Below are 3,448 nucleotides of genomic sequence, written 5' to 3'. Positions count from 1 at the left end.
CGTTCTGGACGCTGGCCCCTGCCGCGCTGGCCCCGCCGGCATGGCGGCCGCTCGCCTATGCCGGCGCCGTGGTGTTCGGTCTTGTGACGTCAGGGCTGCGCATGGCCTTCGGCGGGCACTTCTTCACCGACGTCTCGATCGCCGGCCTCGTCACCTTCGTCGTGATCTGGTTCGCCTACGCCATGATCTACCGCTGGCCGCGGACCCGGTTCTCCGACGCAGCGGTCGATGCCGCCCTGACGCGGCTGGCCTCGCCCGGCTACCGGCTCCGCCAGCGCCTGTTCGGCCGCAAGACGGGTCCCGAGCCGTCGGTTTGAGCCATTAAATGCGGGCCGAGCCCTGCGAAATTTGATATTCGCCCGGTCGACCCGCAACCGCCATCAGCCCCTTGAGACCCGATTGGAAGCCCCATGACCACGATCCTGAAAAGCCTGCCCAAGGGTGAGAAAGTCGGCATCGCATTTTCGGGCGGTCTCGACACCAGCGCGGCACTGCTCTGGATGAAGCAGAAGGGCGCGCGCTGCTACGCCTATACCGCCAATCTCGGCCAGCCCGATGAAGCCGATTACAACGAGATCCCGCGCAAGGCGCAGGAATTCGGTGCCGAGAAGGCCGTACTCGTCGATTGCCGCACGCAGCTCGTCCACGAAGGCATCGCCGCGATCCAGTCCGGCGCCTTCCACATCTCGACCGGCGGCATCACCTATTTCAACACCACGCCTCTGGGGCGCGCCGTCACCGGCACGATGCTGGTCGCGGCGATGAAGGAGGACGGCGTCAACATCTGGGGCGACGGCTCGACCTTCAAGGGCAACGACATCGAGCGCTTCTATCGCTATGGCCTGCTCACCAATCCGAGCCTGCGCATCTACAAGCCCTGGCTCGACCAGCAGTTCATCGACGAGCTCGGCGGCCGCGCCGAGATGTCGGCGTTCATGACCGCCCAGGGTTTCGCCTACAAGATGAGCGCCGAGAAGGCGTATTCGACCGACAGCAATCTGCTCGGCGCCACGCATGAAGCCAAGGATCTCGAGAGCCTCGACAGCGGCATCAAGATCGTCAACCCGATCATGGGCGTGCCGTTCTGGCGCGACGATTGCGCCGTCAAGGCCGAGAAGGTCGTGGTGCGCTTCGAGGAAGGCCAGCCGACGGCRCTGAACGGCCAGACCTTCAGCGATCCCGTTGCGCTGTTCCTCCAAGCCAATGCCATCGGCGGTCGCCACGGCCTCGGCATGAGCGACCAGATCGAGAACCGCATTATCGAGGCCAAGAGCCGCGGCATCTATGAAGCGCCCGGCATGGCGCTGCTGCACATCGCCTATGAGCGCCTCGTCACCGGGATCCACAACGAGGACACGATCGAGCAGTACCGCATCAGCGGCATGCGCCTCGGCCGCCTGCTCTATCAGGGCCGCTGGTTCGATTCGCAGGCCCTGATGCTGCGCGAGACCGCGCAGCGCTGGGTCGCGCGTGCCGTCACCGGCGAGGTCACGCTGGAGCTGCGCCGCGGCAACGACTATTCGATCCTCAACACCGAGAGCCCGAACCTCACCTATGCGCCGGAGCGGCTCAGCATGGAGAAGGTCGAGGACGCCGCCTTCTCGCCGGCCGACCGCATCGGTCAGCTCACCATGCGCAACCTCGACATCGCCGACACGCGCACCAAGCTGAAGCTCTACAGCGACACTGGCCTGCTCTCGGGCAGCGAAGGCTCGCAGATCTTCCGGCTCGAGAACGACAAGGGCTGAGGCCTTTGGTCGCCCGACCGGGCGATGCACGGCTTAATGACGGTGTCATGCGCGATCGCTAGGCTTCCCGTTCCTTCCCGGAACGGAATCGCGGAGCATCGAGCATGGTCAAGGGATCGGCACTAGCCTCTCTCATCGTCCTCTGTTGGACGTCGTCATTGTCGGCGCAGACGATCTATCCGATCGATCGCGCCGAGATTCTGGCCGGCGCCCAATTCGACTTCAAGGTTGAATTTCCCGGGCCGGTCGATCCGGCCAGGCTGAAGGTGACGGTGAACGGTGCGGACTATGCCGAAATGTTCGGCCGCGCCGGGACCTTCGTCGAGCGCGAGGACGGCAAGGACCAGTCGGCGCTGATCCTGCGCGACGTCACACTGGCCAAGCCCGGCACCGTTACGGTGGACGTGAGCGACGGCACGCATCAGCGCAGCATCGCGTGGACGGTTTACGAGACCGGTCCGCGCAAGGCGAAGAACGTCATCCTGTTCATCGGCGACGGCATGTCGCCGGCGCATCGGGTCGCAGCGCGAATCCTGTCCAAGGGCATTGCGGAGGGCAAGAGCCGCGGCAAGCTCGCGATTGACGACATGCCCCATATGGCGCTGGTGGCGACCGCTGGCTCGGACTCCATCATCACCGATTCCGCAAACTCGGCCAGTGCCTATGCGACCGGCCACAAGAGCGCCGTCAACGCGCTGGGCGTCTATGCGGACCGCACCGCAAGCCCGTTCGACGATCCCAGGGTCGAAACCATCACCAGCCTTGCCCGGAGACGCAACGGCATGGCGATCGGCATCGTCACCAACACCGAGATCGAAGACGCGACGCCGGCTGCGATGGTTGCGCACACGCGCCGGCGCGCCGCCTATGACGAGATCGTCGAGCAGTTTTTCGCTGCCAAGCCGGATGTGCTGATGGGCGGCGGCAGTGCGAATTTCCTGCCGAAGTCGGCCGCCGGCTCCAAACGCAAGGACGAGGCCGACTACATCGCGAAGTTTCGCGACGCAGGCTATCAGGTCGCGACGACCGCAAGCGAGCTCGGCGTTTCCGCCGCAAAGCCGGAGACGAGCAGGCTGCTCGGGCTGTTCGCCACCGGAAACATGGACGGCGTGCTCGACCGCAAATTCCTCAAGGGCGGCGGCGTGAAGAAGTTTCCGGAGCAGCCCGACCTGACCGAGCAGGTGCAGGCCGCGCTGAACATCCTCTCGAGAAACGACACCGGCTTCTTCCTGATGGTCGAATCCGGGCTGATCGACAAATACGCGCATCTGCTCGACATGGAGCGGGCGGTCTACGACACGATCATGCTGGATAATGCAGTGCGCCAGACGCGCGAATGGGCGCGTGCGCGCGGCGACGACACCCTCATCCTGGTGCTGGCGGACCACAATCACCCCAACAGCCTTGTCGGAACGGTCAACGACGACATGGGCACGACGCCCAACGTGCCGCTGCGCGAGCGCGTCGGCGTCTACGAGCAGGCCGGATTCCCGAATTATCCGGCTCCGGATGCCGAGGGCTATCCGTCACGCGTCGATGTGAGCCGCCGGCTCGCCATCTTCTCGGCCAGCCTGCCGGATCACTATGAGACCTTCCGCCCCAAGCTCGACAATCCCAACGAGCCGACCGTCAAGGCCGGCGACGACGGGACCTTCAAGGCCAACGACAAATACAAGGATGTCCCGGGAGCAGTGCTGCGT

2 protein-coding genes and 1 pseudogene are annotated in these 3,448 nt (G+C 64.9%); all 3 read left to right on the top strand.

The features are described 5' to 3' along the window. A pseudogene (locus tag AC1D00_RS32435) lies at positions 1-317 on the top strand (phosphatase PAP2 family protein); the annotation flags it as partial. Between the two features lie 93 nt (positions 318-410). Next, positions 411-1,748: an argininosuccinate synthase gene (gene argG, locus AC1D00_RS32430; protein ID WP_404551801.1), complete on the top strand. Its 1,338-nt coding sequence runs from the start codon at positions 411-413 to the stop codon at positions 1,746-1,748. Positions 1,749-1,852: 104 nt separating this feature from the next. Further along, positions 1,853-3,448 (top strand): alkaline phosphatase (locus AC1D00_RS32425; protein WP_477013472.1); only part of this gene is annotated, 1,596 nt, incomplete at its 3' end.

Source organism: Bradyrhizobium sp. P2_E8 (assembly GCF_056403875.1).
Note: the sequence above shows the minus strand (reverse complement) of the source record. Positions and strands in the feature narration are given on the sequence as shown.